The sequence below is a fragment of the Pseudoxanthomonas sp. LjRoot204_2 genome (genome assembly GCF_056175765.1).
The window spans coordinates 1-2,139 of the sequence record NZ_JBGFFG010000507.1 but is presented as its reverse complement, the minus strand read 5'-3'; the positions used below and the strand labels follow the sequence as shown (position 1 = coordinate 2,139).

The following is a 2,139-nucleotide window of genomic DNA, read 5'->3' as shown; positions in this document are numbered from 1 at the left end:
CTGCAGGGCTGACCGTCACACCGCCAAGGACCCGAGATGAGCAACCGTCCCATGAAGGCTAACGAGATCGTGAAGCTCTTCGCTTCCCTACAGAGCATCGATCTGGCCACGATCGCAAACGTCGTGCTCAATCTGCCCCGAGCCAATGTACTGGCATGGCTAAGCGGGAAGAAGGACAACCTGCGCAAGGACTCGGTGATTCGACTGTTGGACCTGATTGGCCTGAAGGTCGGCAATGGTGTCTACCTGGACCCGAATCGTGTGCACATGTGGCAGATCAGCGACGGCCTGTTTCGCAGCACCAAGGCGGCGTACAGGCCGCTCGTGGTGATGGCGCGCCTGCTCAAGGAGTGTGCGATCACGCGCGTGGAACCGCCGGCGCGTAGCTGGCTGGCCAAGCAGACCTGCCAGGTCTTCCTGGTGTCCGGGCGCGGCGTCCGCGTGGTGATCAAAGTCGAGAAGGGATTCCACAAGCAATCCCTGATCAGCCCGGAATACGTGGTGGGAACCCTGTGGCGGGACGCTGTCGAGCTGGGAAGCGAAGGCCTGCCGCACACCATCAGCACCACGGCCGAGAAGTGGAAGATGCTGATGGATCGTGACCTGGCACCTTTCGAGTTCGATCACATCTTCGAGCAGCAGGAACCGAAGATGACGTGGAAGGATGTAGCGATGGCGGCGCGCGAGTACGCCGTCACCCCTGACATGATCTACGACCAGATTGTCCAGCGGCATGGCCCGGAGCAGGCTCCGCCGCGCGAAGACGAAGACAACAGCATGCCGCTTGCCGATGGCGTGATCTTGCTCAGCCACGAGGCTGATCGCCGCCGCGCGGCAGCTGGCCGCTAGTTGCGCACGAAGTTAACCATGCGTAGAGGCGCCCCGCCCGGGGCGCACCCGGCCAAGGGCCGATAGCGGGTAAAAGTGTGACGTAGTACAGGTAACAGTCAGGGCGATGCGCAATGAGGGTGCATCAACTCTCGTTGTAGTATAAAAATAGCGTCATTGATACTCTAACGAAAGTTGAGCAATGACGAGCCCGCAGACCCCCGCCCCGATGTTCCAGCCGACGCCCGAGCAGACCGCCATTTGCGGTGCCAGCGGCCGCATCGTGAAGGCCAACGCCTTCGCCGGTACCGGCAAGTCGTCCACGCTCAAGCACCTGGCCCGTACCTGGCCGCAGTCCAAGATGCTCTACATTGCCTTCAACAAGGCGATCAAGGACGAAGCTGTCAAGTCGTTCCCCGGCAACGTCAAAGCCATGACCGGCCATGGGCTGGCATACGCCTCGAAGGGTCGGCTGTACGGTGAGGCCGGCCAGAAGCTGCAGGGCGACATCAAGCCCTTCCACATCAAGGATCTGCTCGTGAAGTCGGGTTCGCTGAAGAGCGTTCCGGCGGACGCGGAGAACCTGTACGCAGGTCGAGTGATCGAGACCGTCAAAAACTTCCTGGTCTCTCGCCACGAAGAGCTGAGCTCGCGCCACGTCGTGCTGGGCGGTTCGCCCGCCGAGCGCGAGATGAGCCCGACCGCGATCCTGGAGGATGCGAAGCGGGTATGGGCCGAGATGCAGGAGATCAATAGCCCGATCCCCATGCTCCATGACGGCTACTTCAAGCTGTACCAGCTCTCGCGGCCGCGTCTTCCCTATGACTTCGTGCTGGTGGACGAAGCTCAGGACGTGAACCCGACGTTGCAGGCCATCATCGAGGCGCAGGAGCAGACGCGGATCTTCCTGATCGGCGACACGCACCAGGCGATCTACAGCTTCCGCGGTGCGAACAACGCCATGGAGCTGATGAGGGCCGACCAGGCATTCGGCTTGACCGGCAGCTTCCGTTTCGGCCCTGCGGTGGCCGAGGTTGCCAACCAGCTGCTGAGCATCAAGGGTGAGCCCCTGACCCTGCGTGGCCTGGGTGCTCCGACCGAGCTGCGCGAGATCGACACTGAGAAGGAAGGCTTCGCGCTCGTATCGCGAGGCAACGCTTCGCTGTTCCACCAGGCCGTCGAAGCCCTGGACCAGGAACGGCCGTTCGCCTTCGTCGGCCCGCTGGGCAATTACCGCCTGGATCTGTTCCTGGACACCTATCGCCTGATGAGTGGTGACAAGCGCGGCGTGCGCGATCCCTTCATCAAGTC

At 62.1% G+C, this 2,139-nt stretch carries 2 protein-coding genes; both read left to right on the top strand.

What is annotated here, in order from left to right:
• Positions 1–36: 36 nt before the first annotated feature.
• Positions 37–849, top strand: coding sequence for a hypothetical protein (locus AC04L7_RS17210; protein WP_436001312.1), 813 nt, complete (start codon positions 37–39; stop codon positions 847–849).
• A 181-nt stretch (positions 850–1,030) separates the two neighbouring features.
• Positions 1,031–2,139 (top strand): UvrD-helicase domain-containing protein (locus AC04L7_RS17205; RefSeq protein WP_475513512.1); only part of this gene is annotated, 1,109 nt, incomplete at its 3' end.